The sequence below is a fragment of the Acidovorax sp. SRI_002 genome, assembly GCF_057586455.1.
In genome coordinates this window covers 675,129-691,339 of record NZ_JBYCZW010000002.1, presented here as the reverse complement: position 1 = coordinate 691,339, position 16,211 = coordinate 675,129, and the positions used below count along the sequence as shown (strand labels likewise).

Genomic DNA, 16,211 nt, shown 5'->3' with positions numbered 1-16,211 from the left:
CATGGAATTCCAACAAATCTTCACCATCGCGGGCAAAGAGTTCCGCGACCGCATGCGCAACCGCTGGGTGCTGGCCGTGGCGCTCGTGTTCACCGTGTTCTCGCTGGCCATCGCCTACTTTGGCGGCGCACAGCAGGGCACGGTGGGTTTTCGCTCCATCGAGTTCACCATCGCCAGCCTGGTCAGCCTGGTCATCTACCTCATCCCGCTGATCGCGCTGCTGCTGGGCTTTGACGCCATCGTGGGCGAGCGCGAGCGCGGCTCGCTCGATCTGCTGCTGTCATTGCCCATCACGCGGCTGGAGCTGCTGCTGGGCAAGTACCTGGGGCTGGCGGCGGCGCTCACGCTATCGACGCTGGCGGGGTTCGGGCTGGTGGCGGTGCTACTGGTGCGGCAGTTCAGCGGGACTGCGCTGTTCCACTACGGCGGCTTCATGCTCAGCTCGGTGCTGCTGGGGCTGGCCTTTTTGAGCATGGCGGTGCTGCTGTCGGTGCTCACACACGAGCGCACACGCGCCTCCGGCCTGGCGATTGCCGCCTGGTTCTTTTTTGTGCTGGTGTTTGACCTGCTGCTGCTGGGCGCCCTGGTGGCCACGGGCGGCAGCTATGGCGGCGAGGCCATGGCCTACCTGCTGCTCTTCAACCCGGCCGACGTTTTCCGCATCCTCAACGTGTTCTCGCTCGATGACGTGCGCACCCTGTACGGCCTGACCAGCATCGTGCCCCCTGCCCTGGCCAAGCCATGGCTGATGGGCGCGGTGATGGCGGGCTGGATCGTGGTGCCGCTCGGTCTTGCAAGCTGGAGATTCAAACCATGAACCATTCTTACCAACCCCGGTGCGGCTGCACCACGCGTCGGCAATTGCTGGGCTGGGCCGCACTCGCTTCGCTCGGCACACTCACGGGCCTGACTGGCCTGACTGGCCTCACGGGCTGCAGCCAGGCGGACAACAGCGCGCAATCTCTCCAGCCCCAGGAGATCGACCGCACCACCAGCTGCGAACTCGACGGCATGCTGCTGGCCGACTACCCCGGCCCCAAGGCGCAGGTGCGCTTTGCGGGGCAGGACAAGCCCTCGTTCTTCTGCGACACGGTGGAGCTGTTCAGCACCCTGCTGGCCGGTGAGCAGGTGCGTGCCGTGCAGGCCGTGTATGTGCAGGACATGGGCCAGGCCGACTGGAACGCACCACAGGGCCACTGGATCGACGGCAAGACCGCCCTCTACGTAGTGGGCGGCAAGCGCCACGGCTCCATGGGCCCCACCATCGGCAGCTTTGCGCAAGAGGCCGACGCGAAAAAGTTTGCTGCTGAATATGGCGGCAAAGTGTTGCGCTTTGCCGAGATCACGCCCGCCATGGTGGACCTGAGCGGCGGGGCACTGCACGACACGCGGATGTGAGCCGCCCATACCTGCGCTGATGCCCCGCCCACACGCAACCACCCGGCGTACAGCCCTTGCAGCCCTGCTGCTGGGCTCGGCAGGCCTGGTGGCATGGCAATGGCCCCAGCGCACTCCGCCCCGTCCATCCGGCAACGCCGCCCTGGAGGGCATCGGCGACGATGTGTGCGTGGTGGCGCCGCCCACGCCCTACGACCCTGCGCTGGGCCAGCCCCTGACCGCCGCCCGCGAGGTGCCCGCCGACGCACGCTGCCCGGTGTGTGGCATGTACCCGGCCCGCGCGCGGGGGTGGGCGGCGCAGGTCATTTTTGCGGACGGGGATGCGTATTTTTTTGACTCACCGCTCAGCCTCATGCTGTACCTGGGCAACGTGGCCCACTACACGCGGGGCCGCACGGCCGACGCCATCGTGGCGCGGTATGTCACCGATACCGATACGGGTGGTTGGCTGAACGCGCAGGAGGCGGTGTATGTGACAGGGTCTTCGGCCATGGGGCCGATGCGGGCGGGCAATCTGCCCGCGTTTGCCCATGCGGAGGCTGCACAGGAGTTTGTGCAGCAGCGTGGGGGGCGGGCGGTCCCCTTCGGCGCCATCGATGTGGCCTTGCTGCGCAGGCTGGCCCCGAACCTCCGGGCCGACCACCGTTTGCATTCAGACTGACGGGGCCTCAGTTGCTATTGAAAATATAGCTTCTTGCGCTTATCCATCAAGCGCTACAGGCCTAAAAAGGCCTGTATTTCATCACTGCACCGAAGTCTCTGGCTGGGCAGCCTTGAACAGTGCTGCCACCTTGCGCTTGGGCTTGATGTTGGCCGACACGCTGCTGCGCGGGGCCGATTTGGCAGCTTCCCAGGCGGGGGTTGCGTCGGCAGCTGCGCTGGCCTCATACGGCTTCTCAAAGAAGGGGTCGCGCGATGCCACGGCCGGGCGAAAGCCCCGGTGTTGTTCGCGCCCCTCGCGCCCGACGCGCTGGTCACGCTCGCGCCGTGGCGCAGCGGGGGCGGCCGGCAGCGCATCGCGCCCGTCGCCCGTCTCACCGGCTTCGCGCCAGGCACGGCGGCCGTCGTTGATGCGGCCGCGGGGCTGGTCTTCTTCGTATTCGATGGCTTCGAGATCGATCTTCTTCTTGATCAGCTTCTCGATGTCGGCCACCAGACGGGCATCGCTGCCCGACACCAGCGTCACCGCCAGGCCCGAGGCGCCAGCACGGCCAGTGCGGCCGATGCGGTGCACATAGTCTTCGGCGTTGAATGGCACGTCGAAGTTGAACACCGCAGGCACGTCCTTGATGTCCAGGCCGCGCGCGGCCACATCGGTACACACCAGCAGATCGACCTCGCCGCTCTTGAAGGCTTCGAGCGCCTTCAGGCGCTCGTCCTGGCTCTTGTCGCCATGCAGCGCGGTGGTCTTGAGGCCTTCGCGCTCCAGGCTGCGCGCCAGACGGGCACAACCGAGCTTGCTGTTGACGAAGATGAACGCCTGCTTGATACCCCGGGTCTTGAGCACCTGGTGGATGGCGCGGCGCTTGTCGTCGTCATTGGCGCTGTAGAAGCGCTGCTCCACGGTGGAGGCTGTTTCGTTCGGGCGGGCCACCTCGATGGTGATGGGGTTTTGCAGGTAGCTGCTGGCCAGACGCTTGATCTCGGGCGAGAACGTGGCACTGAACAGGAGCGTGGTGCGCTGCTTGGGCAGGTACGAGAGGATGCGCTGCAGGTCGGGCAGGAAGCCGATATCCAGCATGCGGTCGGCCTCGTCGAGCACGACGTACTCGACCTGGTTGAGCACGGCGTTCTTGGCTTCGATGTGGTCCAGCAGACGGCCTGGTGTGGCCACCAGCACTTCGACGCCTTTTTTCAGCTCGATGGTCTGGGGCTTCATGTCCATGCCGCCAAACACCACGGTGCTGCGCAGCTTGGTGTACTTGGCGTACAGCGCGATCTGCTGCGCCACCTGGTCGGCCAGCTCGCGCGTGGGCAGCAGCACCAGGGCACGCACGGGGTGGCGGGCGGGGGATGTGGAGCTGCTTTCGTGCTTGAGCAGGCGTTGCAGCAGGGGCAGCGAGAAAGCCGCCGTCTTGCCGGTGCCGGTCTGGGCTGCGCCCATCACGTCTTGCCCTGTGAGCACCACCGGAATGGCCTGCTCCTGGATGGGCGTCATGGACTCGTAGCCCATTTCGGCTACGGCGCGCGCGAGCGGTTCAGCCAGCGATAGATTGGAAAAGGAACTTGTCATTTAGCCCTCTATTGTCGCACCGGTGGCCCAAAAAGCGATTTTTCACCATGGGGGCGTGGTACAGAGCGCATTTATTCATTGAGCAAGTCACAGCGATAAGCTACATTTTTTATAGCTATCAGCGCTTACCCATCGAGCGCTAGTGGCACTATTTATTCAAAATTACTCCAACACCGCCCGCAATTGGCGTGTGGTCACCGCCAGACGCCTCGCCCCGATCTGGGCGAGGTTATTCATCACGGTGAGCGCTGCCTCGGGGTATTGCCGGGCCCAGGCATCAAAGTGCGCCCGCGACAGGCGCACCAGGTGCGCAGGCCCCCGCTCAGACCCCGCACAAGCGCTGCGCGCAGCGCCGTTGAGGAACGCCATCTCGCCAAACGCCATGCCCGGCCCGACCGTGGCCAAGCGCAGCCCCTTGTCGGGCGGCCACTGGGTCACCAGCGTGATGTGGCCCGACTTCACCACCAGCAGGTCGTGGTCGGTGTCTCCCGCGCTGAACACCACCCCGTGGGGCGGCACGGCCAGAGGCTCCAGCACGGCCATCAGGGCATTGGCCGCCACCCGGGGCACGCCCTCGCCAATCTCGCCCAGCAGATCCCTTTCGGGACGCGCGGGGCGTTGCTCAATGGGGCGTTGCGAGAGGATACCGGCCTCGGCCCATTCCAAGGCGCGGTCCAGGTCGGCAAAGGCGCGTACCTGGTCGCCTGCATGTTCAGCGGCCACAGGATCGAGCGCGGCCACGGCAGCGGCAATGCCCTGCTGGCCCAGGTCGCGCACCAGCGCGCGCAGTTGCGCCAGTGCCGTGCTGTCCCAGGCGGGCACGCGGCCCGCATCCAGAATCACCCAGCGGTGGCGCGGCTGCAGCAGCAAACGCACCTGCTCGGCCAAGTGGGCCGCCACGCCGAACGACATCACGCCCTGCAGTTCAAACACAGCCACCTGGTTCATGCGCGGCGAGAGCCAGGTGTCCGACCCCGCGCGCCGCAGCCGGCGTGAGCGCAGTTCGCCATCGAGCCGCACATGGCGCAGCACCTTGGCGGCGGAGTCGTGCAGCAACACAAAGGTGGCCACCACCAGGCCCGCAACCAGCGCGCCCACGCCGCCCATCACGGCAAACACCAGCGCCACCAGCCAGCTTTGTGCCCAGGTCACCCGCGAGCGCTGCGCGTAGCGCAGCGACCACATGAGACCCGGCACCTGCATGAGCCCGGCCAGCACCAGCCCACCCGCCAGGCAGGCCATGGGCACCCAGTGCAGCCACCAGGCGCCCGTCACTGCCACGCCCAGCATGATGCCGGCATGCCAGCGCGGTGCGTCGCGGGAGGGGCCCGCCTGCGCCAGCACAATGCGCGAGCGCGATGCGCTGGTGGATGCAGGAATCATCCCGGCCAGCCCGCACAACACGCCCAACAGGCTCTCGCGGCGCAGGGTCAGATTGGCGTTGCCACGCAGACCGTGGTCCAGCTCCAGCTCCTGGTTGAACACCAGTATCTCCAGGCTGTTGACCAGCGCCATCAACAGCGCCAGCACCACCAGGTCCGACCCGTGCTGTTGCGCCAGCGCCATCCAGGGAACCCCCGTCCAGTCGGGCCACAGCGGGCCGGCAAACTGGCTGGGCTGCACGGCGGGGGCAAACACATCCCCCAGACCACCACCCCACACCCCCGCCACCGCCACGGCCAGCGCCACCAGGACCACAGCCGACAGCAGCCCCGGCATGCGGGGCCAGCGCCAGCGCAACGCCCAGGCCAGCCCCACCACGGCGAGCGCCGCCAGCAGGTGCCAGCCGGTGCGGGCGTTCCACAGGGCGTCGCCCCCAGCGCCAAAGCCGTTGCGCACCTGGCCCACCACCATCGACAGCCCCACCCCGGCCGCAAAACCATGCGTCACCGAAACGGGCAGGAACCGCGCCACCGAGGCCAGCCGCAGCACCCCCAGCAGCCACTGAAAAACAAACGCCAGCGCCACCGTGGCCCCGCTCACGGCCAGCACCTGGCGCGCACTCAGGCCCAGCGCAGGGGCCGCACCATGGGCGGTGGCCAGCACGGCCGCAAACAGCAGCGCCACCACCGTGGTGGGCGCGTAGACCACCCCGGCACGTGGCACCACCAGCGTGAGCAGCAGGCCCGGCAGGGCCGCCGACCACAGCGCCAGCGCTGCGAGGGAATGGTCGGCCGCCAGGGGTGCAAAAGCCAGCAGGCCCAGGCCGACGGCATGCGGCACCGTGACCGCCGCCGCCGACCACGCGGCGGCGATGCCCGGCGACCGGAGAGGCTGCAGGGACTCAGCAGGGGACATCTCGGTTCTCCATAGCGCCGTAGGTCACCCACACCCCACAAAACCGGCGCGGCCCATGCCCGGGCAGCCGCACAAGGGCCGCCCCGCCGCGCTGGCTGCGTCCCCCTGCCCGCAACGCGCAGTGTTGCGAGAGCGGGGGCAGGCCGCGAAGCGGCTCAGGGGGGTGTTTCAAAGACTCCGCGCCGCGAAGGTATCGCAGGCTTTGACGCTGCCATTCTGCAGCCCGTTGTGAAACCAGCGCTGCCGCTGAGCACTGGTGCCGTGGGTGAAGCTTTCGGGCACCACCGCCCCGCCGCTCGAGCGCTGCAGGGCGTCGTCACCGATCTTGGCCGCTGCGTTCATGGCCTCTTCCACATCGCCCTGCTCCAGAATCTGGCGCGCGTTCTGCGCATGGTGTGCCCACACCCCGGCAAAACAGTCGGCCTGCAGCTCCAGCCGGACCGAGAGCGCGTTGTACTCCGCCTTGCTCACGCGGCCACGCATCTGGTCCACCTTGCCGCTGATGCCCAGCTGGTTCTGCACATGGTGGCCTACCTCGTGGGCAATCACATACGCCTGGGCAAAATCGCCGGGCGCGCCCAGGCGGTTCTTGAGGGTTTCATAAAAGCCCAGGTCGATGTAGACCTTCTGGTCCGCCGGGCAGTAGAACGGGCCCATCGCCGCCTGCCCGGTGCCGCAAGCCGTGGCCGTAGCGCCCCGAAACAGCACCAGGCGCGGCTCCTGGTAGGTGCCGCCACCCTGGCGGAACACGGCCTGCCACACGTCTTCGGTATCGGCCAGAACGGTCGATACAAAACGGGCCATGGTGTCGTCGGCCGGGGGGCGCTGGGCAGGCCCCTGCGACTGCACCTGCGCAGGTGGCCCGCCGCCACTGAGCAGCCCCAGGATCGTCAGCGGATTGATGCCCAGCACCCACCCGCCCACCAGTGCGATGACGATGGTGCCGATGCCAATGCTGCGCCCTCCGAAAATCGGCGAGCCGCCGCCCCCACCGCGCCGGTCTTCCACATTGTCCGACTCGCGATTGCCTTCCCATTTCATTCCGTATCTCCAGCGCCCTCACCGTGCGGAGGGCATGGCGCATATTACGCGCGGTGCAGGAACCGGAGGGGCCGATTACGATGGCCTGCCTGTCGGCGCCCGCTGGCACGATTCCCCCCTTCCACGCCCCACCCGAACCGCCCCATGCTCCACGACGCCTCGCACTACGCCCCCATCGGCGACAAGGTGATTCTGATCACAGGCTTTGACCCCTTTGGCGGCGACAGCCTGAACCCCAGCTGGCTGGTGGCACAGGCGCTGGACGGGCAGCGCATCGCGGGCCACCGCGTGGTGGCGGCGCAACTGCCCACCGTCTTTGGCGAATCGCTGCAACAGCTGCGGGCGTTGGCCACGGCCCACCGGCCCGCGCTGACCATCTGCCTGGGCCAGGCAGGAGGGCGCAGCGCGCTGTCGCTGGAGCGGGTGGGCATCAATATCAACGACGCCCGCATTCCCGACAACGTGGGCGCCCAGCCCATCGACACGCCGGTGGTGCCCGGCGGGCCTGCCGCCTATTTTGCGAGCCTGCCACTCAAGGCCATGCTGCGCTCCGTACAGCAGGCTGGCGTGCCCTGCGAGGTTTCACAAACAGCGGGCACCTTTGTCTGCAACCATGTGATGTACGGACTGATGCACATGCTGCAGGCACAAGGCGTTGGCCCTGCGGGCGCCCGGGGCGGATTTGTGCACGTGCCCTGGCTTCCCGGGCAAGGCACACCCTCCCTGGCACTGCGGGACATGGTGCGCGGCATCCACGCAGCCCTGTGGGCCGCTGTGCTTCACCAGAGCGACATAGCGCTCGGGGCGGGTGCCACGCACTGAAATCATGGCCCCGGACTGGGGGCTTGCCCGCTCCCCGGCTCCGCCCTCGCTGTGTAAAGTCGGCGAATGTCCTTCACCCCCCTCTCCCCGGCCCCCGGCACGCTGGACGCAGCTGCCACAGCGGCGTGTCTGCCATGGGACGCGCTGGCCACCGAGATTGCGGCCCTCTTGCGCGACAGCACCGTCTCGGTGCCTGCCCGCACGGTGCTGCCACTGCCCCAGGGCGGCAGCCTGTTTGTCATGCCTGCCACCGACAGCCGCGTGGCGATGGCCAAGCTCATCACGCTGACCCCTGCCAACACGGGCACCGGCCGCCCCGCGATCCAGGGCGACGTCGTGGTGTTTGACGTGACCACGGGCGAACGCCGCCTGGTGCTGGACGGCCCCACCATCACTGCACGGCGCACAGCGGCGGTGTCGCTGCTGGCTGCACAGCATCTGGCGCCGCAGCCCCGGGGACCTCTGCTCATCGTCGGTGCGGGCGTGCAGGGCCTGGCCCACCTGGAAGCCTTTGTGCAGGGCCTGGGGGTGCGTGATGTGTGGGTGGCCTCGCGCAGTGCCGCCAGCGCCGAGGCCCTGGTCCTGCGCGCCCAGGCGCTGGGCGCCCAGGCACGCACGGTGGCCGATGCAGACGCTGCGGTGCCCCATTGCCCGCTGATTGCCGTGTGCACCCCGGCGCACAGCGTGGCGCTGAGCGCGCCACCACGCCCCGACGCCTTTGTGGCAGCGGTGGGAGCCTTCACCCCGGCCATGGCAGAACTGGCCCCCGCCTTCTGCCGCCATGTGGCCGCACACGGGCATATCGTGGTGGACAGTGAAGACGCACGCCACGAGGCGGGCGATCTGCTGCAGGCGGGCCTCGACGTGGGCATGCTGCCCACACTGCGGGAAGCTCTGCAACGCCAGCGCGCTCTGTCCACAGGGCCGGTGCTGTTCAAGAGCTGCGGCTGGGCCGGCTGGGACCTGGCTGCGGCCCGCCTGGCGATGCGCCTGGACACAGAGGGCGCACCACCCTCGCAGGCCACGCCATGAGCCTGCTCCGGTTCTCGGACCACAGCCTGCGCTCGCAGATCGCGCTGGTGTTCGGTACGTTGGTGGTGGGCCTGGCGGTGCTGCTGTCACTAGGATTTGGCGAACTGCTCAAGCTGCGCATCGAGCGCGATGCCGGGACTGCCCTGCAGGTCATTGCCGAAAATGCAGGCAAGCTGCTGGCCAACGGCCTGCAGGAGCGCAGCCGCGAGGCCGAGGTCCTGGCGGCCGCCGAGGCCGTCTGGACCAAAGGGCTCGACAGTGCCGAAGCCCACCACATGCTGGCACGCAGTCAGGCCACCCACCCCCACAGCGCCTGGATCGGTGTGGCCGATGCCCAGGGCGTGGTGCGCGCCGCCACGGGCGGGCTGCTGGTGGGCCAGAGCGTGGCAGAGCGCCCGTGGTTCAAGGAAGGCCTGCAAACACTGCACGTGGGAGATGTCCACCCGGCCAAGCTGCTGGAGCAGCTGCTGACCCCGCCGCCTTCGGGCGAGCCCTACCGGTTTGTGGATTTTGCGGCGCCCATTCGCCTGGGCCCGACCACCATCGGCGTGGTGGGTATCCACGGCAGCTGGGAATGGACCCATGAGGTCATGGAAAGCCTGACCCCGGCACGTACGGACGACAAGGCGGTAGAACTATTCGTCTTCGACCGCAAAGGCGAGCTTATCTACGCCCCTGGCGGCCAGACCCGGGCCCTGCAAGTAGCCGGGCAGCGCCTGCCCGTCGAGGCCAACAACCCGGTGGCGTCTGACCGCGCCGCAGGCCGGGCCGTCGTGGCGAGGTGGCTGGACGGCCGCAGCTACCTCACGGCCACCGCACCGATGCAGGCACGCAACAGCACCAGCGACCTCGGCTGGCGCATTGTCGCCCGCGAACCCGTGGAACTGGCCTTCGCCGAGGCCCACCGCACCGTGCAACTGGCACTGGCCATCGGGCTCGGCGCCGCGCTTTTGGCCTCGGTGCTGGCGTGGCTGGCGGCACGCCGCCTGAGCGATGACCTGTACGCGCTGGCCGATGCCGCCAGCGCCGTGGAGGCCGACAAGCCCGGCACCCGCATTCCCCAGGCCCACAGCAGCCGGGAAGTGAGCAAGCTTTCAGGCGCACTGGGCCGCATGACGCACCGGCTTCTGACAGCCCACGAAGCCATGGAGGAAAAAGTACGCCTGCGCACGCTGGAGCTGGAGGCTGCCAACCGCGCCCTGGACCTGCAGGCCCGCACCGATGCTCTGACGGGCCTGCTCAACCGCCGGGGTTTTGAAACGCAGATGGCGTTTGCCCTGGCGCTGGCGCGGCGCAGCGGCCGGCCGTTGAGCCTGATCACAGTCGACGTGGACCATTTCAAGCGCGTGAACGACACCTATGGACACGAAACCGGCGACGAAGTCCTGCGCCGGCTGGCCCGCACGCTGGAAATGCGCCTGCGCAACTCGGATGTGATCGCACGGCTGGGGGGTGAAGAGTTTGTGGTGCTGCTGCCCGACACCGACCTTCTGGGGGCCCAAGCCATCGCCCAGGCCCTGGTCGAAGCCATGGCCGAACAACACGACCCGGTCGTGGGCCGCATCACCGTGAGCGCGGGGGTGGCCAGCATGCGCGGCCTGCAGGACAACGGCCTCGATATCCTGCGCCGGGGCGATGCGGCGCTTTATGAAGCCAAGGGCCAGGGGCGCAACAGGGTCTGCGTGGAGGCGTGACCACAGTCCATGAACAGCGGTCAGCGCACACCAAGGCCAGCGGCGTGCAAGAGCCCCGCCAGTAACCTGTTCTAAGCCTCGCTGATCTCGGCCACCACGGCGCACCCCTGGGGCGCGGCAACATCAAAATAGGCTTGCAGCCGCAAGGCCAGCGCATTCAGGCTGTGGTCCTGAACGGCCCGCGCCACGGCCAGCTGTTCGAGCGCGTAGGGCCGGTGCCCCAGCATCATGGCGGTATTCACACAGTGGCCCGTGGCGGCCATCTTCAGAACGAAAGCGTTGAGAAGCTCGCAGGGCCAATAGTGGGCGTGGGACACGGCTGCCGGGCGCAATGCGCCGTGGTCCGAGGCCAAGTCGCCTGTGGCACCTGCAGGGTCATGTAGAGAAAGCGCAGCACCCCGGGCCTTGGCGGGTGTGGTCATCGCAGCAAAGGTCAGCATGGTGGACTCCGTGGCCACCGGAGGGCCCGGCGGCATGACACCATGCTAAGAACCTTACCTGCGCTTGCATTTCAGCCAATGGGCACTGGCGCTGTAGGACGCAACCCCTGCGAACAAGTTCCAGCGCATGCCGAAGGTCCGGCGGACGGGAGGTCAGGCCTTGGGCAGCGTCACGCCGACCTGCCCCTGGTACTTGCCGCCCCGGTCACGGTAGCTGACCTCACACACATCGTCCTTGTCGCTCTCGAAGAACAGCACCTGCGCGCAGCCCTCGCCCGCGTAGATGCGTGCGGGCAGCGGCGTGGTGTTGGAGAACTCCAGCGTCACATAGCCTTCCCACTCGGGCTCGAACGGGGTCACGTTGACGATGATGCCGCAGCGTGCATAAGTGCTTTTGCCCAGGCAGATGGTGAGCACGTTGCGTGGAATGCGGAAGTACTCCATCGTGCGGGCCAGCGCAAAGCTGTTGGGCGGGATGATGCAGCTGTCGCCCTCGAAATCCACAAAGCTCTTCTCGTCGAAATTCTTCGGGTCCACCACCGTGCTGTGGATGTTGGTGAACACCTTGAATTCGGGTGCGCAGCGGATGTCGTAGCCGTAGCTGCTGGTGCCGTAGCTGATGATCTTGCGGCCGTCCACCTCGCGCACCTGGCCCGGCTCGAAGGGTTCGATCATTCCGTGCTCGGCCGCCATGCGGCGGATCCACTTGTCGCTCTTGATGCTCATGGCTGAATTTCCTGCGCTGTGGCCCTGGCCGTCGGCAAACAGCCGGGCGCTATTAAATATGTAGCTATTAGCGCTTGATGATCAAGCGCTGGGGCCGTATTTTGCTTGAGAAATCACCGTTTGCTCCACCACACGGTCATCGCCGAGCACGATCAGCGCAAACAAAAGCTCGTCCAGGCTGCGCGCCTGGCAGGTCTTGCGCTCCAGCAGAGGCGTAGCCCGAGGGTTGAGCACCACAAAGTCGGCCTCGCAGCCCGGCTGCAAATTGCCCACCACACCCGCCAGACCCAGCGCCTTGGCGGCCCCGGCCGTGTGTTGCCACCACAGCTGCTGCGGCGACAGGCTCAGCCCCTGCTTGGTCTGGCCCTCGCGGCCCACGTAATACGCCGCCAGCATGGTGTGGAACGGGCTGAAGCTGGTACCCCCGCCCACATCGCTGGCCAGGCCGTAGCCAAAGCCCACGCGGTCGGCGCTGGCGTAGTCAAAAAAGCCACTGCCCAGAAAGAGGTTGCTGGTGGGGCTGACCGCCGCCACCGCACCGGTGTCGCGCATCAGCGCGCGGTCGTCGTCGTCAAAGTGGATGCAGTGCGCGTACACCGCGCGTTCGCGCATCAGGCCAAAGTCGTCGTACACGCCCAAGTAGCTGCGTGCGGCGGGGAACAGCTCGCGCGCCCAGCGGATCTCGTCGCGGTTCTCGGCCACGTGGGACTGAATCCACACATCGGGGTAGCGCGCAGCCAGCTCGCCCGCGCCGCGCAATTGTTCATGGGTACTGGTGGGCGCAAAACGCGGGGTGATGGCATAGCCCAGGCGGTCCACGCCGTGCCAGCGCTGGATCAGCGCCTCGGTGTCAATGAGGCTTTGTTCGGTATCGTCGCGCACGCCATCGGGCGAGTGGCGGTCCTGCAGCACCTTGCCGGTGATCAGGCGCATGTGCTGGCGTTGCCCCTCGGTGAACAAGGCATCCACTGAGGCGGGGTGCGAGGTGGCAAAAGCCAGCGCCGTGGTCACGCCATGGCGCAGCAGCTCGGCCACAAAGAACTCTGCCACCTGCGCGCTGTAGTCGGATGCGACAAAGCGCGATTCATGGGGAAAAGTGTAGTTCTCCAGCCAAGGCAGCAGACCATCCGCGGGCGAGCCAATCACGTCGGTCTGCGGAAAGTGGATGTGCATGTCCACAAACCCAGGGGCCAGGATGCGACCCGGCAGGTGCGTGACGGGCTCGTGGGCATACTGGTGCGACAGCGCCTGCCAGGCGCCGGCTGCCAGCACCCGCTGGCGGCCATGGGCATCCGGGCCAATGGCCAGCAGGCCATCTTCGTCATAGAGGGCGCGGCCATCGTCGGCAAATCGCAAAAGGGCGGAACGGTATACAGGCATGGTGCGCTAGCTTAGCGGCACCGCCTGGCGCCAGCATACGGCGCGCCCCATAGTGGCTATGGAAGGCAGTTGGCAGGGTACGGGAACGCTCAACGCGCCACTTTGCCCATCACCCCTTCCACCAGCCAGTTCATCTGCAGGATCTGTGCATCAGTCAGCGCCTGGCCCGCAGCGATTCGCTCTTGCCCGTCGTTGTCGCGCACCGGCGCCTTGCCCGCGCGGAAGGGCTGGAGCTTGCCAGCACCGATGGCCTTTTGCGCATTCAGGACCTCCTGCTGCACGGCGGCAGGCACCTTGGGGCCAAAGTCGCCAACGCGGATCATGCCCTCGCGCACACCGCCCCACAGGTTGGCACTCTTCCAGGTACCGTTCTGCACGGCGCGCACGCGCTCGGTGTAGTAACTGCCCCACTGGTGCGTCACGGCCACGATCTGGGCGTCAGGCCCGGTCTTGCGCATGTCGGAGTGGTAGGCCACGGCCATCTTGCCGCGCTCTTGCGCGGCGGCCATCACGGCGGTGGAACCCGTGTGGAACGCAATCACGTCCACGTCCTGGTTGAACAGCGCCATGGCCGCATCACGCTCCTTGGGTGGGTCGAACCACACATTGAGCCACACCACCTTCACCGCGGCCTGCGGGTTGACCGAGCGCATGCCCAATGTGAAGGCGTTGATGCCCTGGAGCACCTCCGGGATGGGGAAGCCCGCCACAAAACCGGCCACGCCGGTCTTGCTCATGCGGCCCGCTGCAATACCGGCGAGGTAACGCCCCTCGTAGTAGCGCGCGTTGGCAGCGGCCACATTGGGCGTGGTCTTGTAGCCCGTGATGGACTCGAACTTCACGTTTGGATAGTCCTGCGCCACCTTGAGCGTGGGCTCCATGTAGCCAAAGCTGGGGGTGAAGATGATCTGGTGGCCCGTGGCCGCCAGATCACGGATCACGCGTTCGGCATCGGCGCCTTCGGCCACGTTCTCGACAAAGGTGGTCTTCACCTGGTTGCCCAGCGCGGCCTCGACGGCCTTGCGGCCTTCGTCATGCTGGCGCGTCCAGCCTGCCTCGGTGATGGGCGAGACATAGACAAAACCGGCTCTGACAGGCTCGGCCGTACTGCCCTTGGCGGGCGTGGTCTGGGAAAAAACGGGAGAGAAAAAACAGGCGGCCACGAGCGTGGCTGCGAGGTTTTTGTACATGGTGTTCCTCTACATGGCCCTGATGGAATGGAACGGAAGCACCGCAGGACGACGGTGCTGCCGAGGGGAATCAAACTGCGCTGAAACTACGTTGGAACTGTATGGATTGAAGCCGGAGGGTAGGCTCTGCTGCAGTGCGCAAAGCCCTCCATAGGAACTCAGTTAAGCCGCAGCGCCTGCGGGCCCGCGCCCAGGCGGAAGGCACCCACCACTTCGGCCAGACGAGACGCCTGGTCTTTCAGGCTTTCGGCGGCGGCGGTGGACTCTTCCACCAAGGCTGCATTCTGCTGGGTCATCTGGTCCAGCTGGGTCACTGCCACATTCACCTGGCCAATGCCCTGGCTCTGTTCCGAAGCGGCTGCGCTGATCTCGCCAATGATGTCGGTCACGCGGCGCACGGAGCTTACGATCTCGCCCATGGTGGTGCCTGCGTTCTGCACCAGGGCAGCACCCGACTCGACCTTCTCCACCGACACGCCGATCAGTGTCTTGATCTCCTTGGCCGCCTGGGCCGAGCGCTGGGCCAGTGAGCGCACTTCGCTGGCCACCACGGCAAAGCCACGGCCCTGCTCGCCCGCACGGGCGGCTTCCACGGCGGCGTTGAGGGCCAGGATATTGGTCTGGAACGCAATGCCGTCGATGGTGCCGATGATGTCGGCGATCTTCTTGCTGCTGGTGTTGATTTCGTCCATGGTGGTCACCACCTGCGCCACCACTTCACCGCCGCGCTGGGCCACTTGTGCGGCCGACACCGCCAGCTGGTTGGCCTGCACGGCCGAATCGGCGCTCTGGCGCACGGTGCTCGTCAGCTCTTCCATCGAGCTGGCGGTCTCCTGCAGGCTGCTGGCCGTTTGCTCGGTGCGTGCGCTCAGGTCCTGGTTGCCGATGGCGATCTGGGTGCTGGCGGTGGAGATGCTGTCCACCACACCCCGCACTTGCTGCAGCGAACGGTGCAGAGCGCTGCGCATGGCATCCAGGGCGCGCAGCAGGTGGCCGGTTTCGTCATTGGCGTAGCTCGCCTGGGGGGCACCCGTCAGGTCCATGTTGGCGATGGTCTCTGCAATGGCCTCGGCCTGGCGCAGCGGGCGCGTGATGCTGGTGGTCAGCAGCCAGGCCAGCAAGGCGCCCAGCAGCAGCGACACCCCGGTGCAGATCTGCAGCAGCAGCGTGGTCTGGGCACGCAGCTCTTCGCTGCGCTTGCCGGCAGCATCGAGCTCGGCGCGCTGGCCATCCACCATCTGCTGCACGCCCGCCAGATAGCTGCGGGAGGTGGGCTCGAACCGCTCGGTGAAAACCTTGTTGGCGTTCTCGGCATCGCCCGCCTGCTTGAACTTGCTCACTTCCTCGCGGGCCGCCAGGTAGTCCTTGCGCAGGTCACCCACCTTGGCAAAATGCTGCTTCTTCTCCGGCGTGTCCATCTTGGACTCGATGAATTTCTGCAGCTCGTTGGTATCGCGGATCGACGCGGCCGTGGCGGGCGCAAAGTAGGGGATCAGGCTGGCATCACTGCTCTTGGCAATGGCTGCCGCGCGCTGCACGCCCGATGTGGTGTGGCGCAGCCAGTCCGAGCCAGCGCGCTCGGTCTTGATGTTGTCGTTGACCATGGCGTCGATCTCTTTGCCCAACTGGCTGAGCTTGACCACGGCCACCACGCTGCTGGCAAAAAACAGCGCCAGGATGAGGCCGAGCACCAGGGTCAGGCGCTTGCCAATGGAGATTTGACTGAGAAACATGGAAGGCTCCAAAAAAGGGGGCAACACGGCACCCGTGCACTCCGCAAGGGAGCGCTGGGTAAGGGCCATGGTGGTGGATCACCCCGTGGGCCTGGGCCGGACGCAATTCGAACGAATACTTACTATTTTAAGGGTTTACCCACGCCGCCGCCCTGCCGCGCGGGTGACAGCGCACCAACCCGCCGATTCGCACTGGCAATCCGCGCTATGCCCGCCGCACACAG

At 66.9% G+C, this 16,211-nt stretch carries 14 protein-coding genes; 6 read left to right on the top strand and 8 right to left on the bottom strand.

The window, feature by feature from the left end:
• Position 1: 1 nt before the first annotated feature.
• From AC2YJX_RS08080 to AC2YJX_RS08070, 3 genes are read left to right on the top strand one after another with little or no spacing between them, the layout of a single operon-like run.
• Positions 2 to 817 (top strand): ABC transporter permease, encoded by an 816-nt coding sequence (locus AC2YJX_RS08080; RefSeq protein WP_487255739.1) that lies wholly within the window; start codon positions 2 to 4, stop codon positions 815 to 817.
• Positions 814 to 1,398, top strand: a complete 585-nt coding sequence (locus tag AC2YJX_RS08075; RefSeq protein ID WP_487255738.1) for a nitrous oxide reductase accessory protein NosL — start codon at positions 814 to 816, stop codon at positions 1,396 to 1,398. Before AC2YJX_RS08080 ends, AC2YJX_RS08075 begins: the two co-directional genes overlap by 4 nt.
• Positions 1,399 to 1,417: 19 nt before the next feature.
• Entirely contained in the window at positions 1,418 to 2,059 is a 642-nt protein-coding gene (locus tag AC2YJX_RS08070; RefSeq protein ID WP_487255737.1) for a nitrous oxide reductase accessory protein NosL, read from the top strand.
• Between the two features lie 81 nt (positions 2,060 to 2,140).
• On the opposite strand, the gene AC2YJX_RS08065 is transcribed toward AC2YJX_RS08070, so the two are convergent.
• From AC2YJX_RS08065 to ypfJ, 3 genes are all read right to left on the bottom strand, one after another.
• Positions 2,141 to 3,631, bottom strand: coding sequence for a DEAD/DEAH box helicase (locus AC2YJX_RS08065; protein ID WP_121422589.1), 1,491 nt, complete (start codon positions 3,629 to 3,631; stop codon positions 2,141 to 2,143).
• A 162-nt stretch (positions 3,632 to 3,793) separates the two neighbouring features.
• On the bottom strand, positions 3,794 to 5,929 hold the full coding sequence (locus AC2YJX_RS08060; RefSeq protein WP_487255736.1) for a SulP family inorganic anion transporter: 2,136 nt from the start codon (positions 5,927 to 5,929) through the stop codon (positions 3,794 to 3,796).
• Positions 5,930 to 6,097: 168 nt separating this feature from the next.
• Positions 6,098 to 6,970 (bottom strand): KPN_02809 family neutral zinc metallopeptidase, encoded by an 873-nt coding sequence (gene ypfJ / locus AC2YJX_RS08055; protein WP_121422587.1) that lies wholly within the window; start codon positions 6,968 to 6,970, stop codon positions 6,098 to 6,100.
• A 144-nt stretch (positions 6,971 to 7,114) separates the two neighbouring features.
• Between ypfJ and pcp the strand changes: the two genes are divergently transcribed.
• From pcp to AC2YJX_RS08040, 3 genes are all read left to right on the top strand, one after another.
• Entirely contained in the window at positions 7,115 to 7,792 is a 678-nt protein-coding gene (pcp, locus tag AC2YJX_RS08050) for a pyroglutamyl-peptidase I (RefSeq protein ID WP_487255735.1), read from the top strand.
• A gap of 66 nt (positions 7,793 to 7,858) precedes the next feature.
• A complete protein-coding gene (locus tag AC2YJX_RS08045; RefSeq protein ID WP_487255734.1) occupies positions 7,859 to 8,824 on the top strand; it encodes a delta(1)-pyrroline-2-carboxylate reductase family protein in 966 nt (321 codons plus the stop codon).
• Positions 8,821 to 10,518, top strand: a complete 1,698-nt coding sequence (locus AC2YJX_RS08040) for a sensor domain-containing diguanylate cyclase (protein ID WP_487255733.1) — start codon at positions 8,821 to 8,823, stop codon at positions 10,516 to 10,518. The genes AC2YJX_RS08045 and AC2YJX_RS08040 overlap by 4 nt, the downstream gene beginning before the upstream one ends.
• 71 nt (positions 10,519 to 10,589) lie before the next feature.
• On the opposite strand, the gene AC2YJX_RS08035 is transcribed toward AC2YJX_RS08040, so the two are convergent.
• From AC2YJX_RS08035 to AC2YJX_RS08015, 5 genes are all read right to left on the bottom strand, one after another.
• Complete coding sequence (locus tag AC2YJX_RS08035; protein ID WP_487255732.1) at positions 10,590 to 10,958, bottom strand: hypothetical protein; 369 nt, start codon at positions 10,956 to 10,958, stop codon at positions 10,590 to 10,592.
• Between the two features lie 153 nt (positions 10,959 to 11,111).
• The gene (gene dcd / locus AC2YJX_RS08030; RefSeq protein ID WP_487255731.1) at positions 11,112 to 11,684 is read right to left on the bottom strand and encodes a dCTP deaminase; all 573 of its coding nucleotides are present in this window, start codon (positions 11,682 to 11,684) and stop codon (positions 11,112 to 11,114) included.
• An 81-nt stretch (positions 11,685 to 11,765) separates the two neighbouring features.
• Positions 11,766 to 13,064, bottom strand: coding sequence for a guanine deaminase (gene guaD / locus AC2YJX_RS08025; protein WP_487255730.1), 1,299 nt, complete (start codon positions 13,062 to 13,064; stop codon positions 11,766 to 11,768).
• Positions 13,065 to 13,153: 89 nt separating this feature from the next.
• The gene (locus AC2YJX_RS08020; RefSeq protein WP_487255729.1) at positions 13,154 to 14,254 is read right to left on the bottom strand and encodes a BMP family ABC transporter substrate-binding protein; all 1,101 of its coding nucleotides are present in this window, start codon (positions 14,252 to 14,254) and stop codon (positions 13,154 to 13,156) included.
• Positions 14,255 to 14,412: 158 nt separating this feature from the next.
• Positions 14,413 to 15,987: a methyl-accepting chemotaxis protein gene (locus AC2YJX_RS08015; RefSeq protein WP_431152152.1), complete on the bottom strand. Its 1,575-nt coding sequence runs from the start codon at positions 15,985 to 15,987 to the stop codon at positions 14,413 to 14,415.
• Between the last annotated feature and the right edge of the window lie 224 nt (positions 15,988 to 16,211).